Origin of the sequence: Knoellia aerolata DSM 18566 (genome assembly GCF_000768695.1) — a bacterium.
Taxonomy (GTDB): Bacteria; Actinomycetota; Actinomycetes; order Actinomycetales; family Dermatophilaceae; genus Knoellia; species Knoellia aerolata.
This window is the reverse complement of the sequence record NZ_AVPL01000229.1, coordinates 1-206: the sequence shown is the minus strand read 5'-3', so window position 1 is coordinate 206 and position 206 is coordinate 1. Positions and strand designations below refer to the sequence as shown.

Here is a 206-nt window from a genome sequence, read left to right as displayed (position 1 = left end):
ATCGTCTACCAGGACGACTGGATGCGCGCCGCCGCGCGCGGCTACACGGTCGCTCCGGGCGTCAAGGTGCCGGGCGCGCCCGATCCCAAGATCAACCTGGCGCAGCGCTTCGACACGTCCAACGCGCAGAGCCTGACCGGGCTGGTGCGCGCCGAGTACGACCTGAGCGACCGGGTCTCGCTGTTCGGCGCGTTCGGGGCCAACCG

The 206-nt window shown here is 71.4% G+C and carries 1 protein-coding gene; it reads left to right on the top strand.

Translation table 11 applies throughout. From position 1 onward, the window contains the following. Positions 1-206: hypothetical protein (locus N801_RS19445; protein ID WP_035941391.1), on the top strand; the 206-nt coding region annotated here is incomplete at both ends.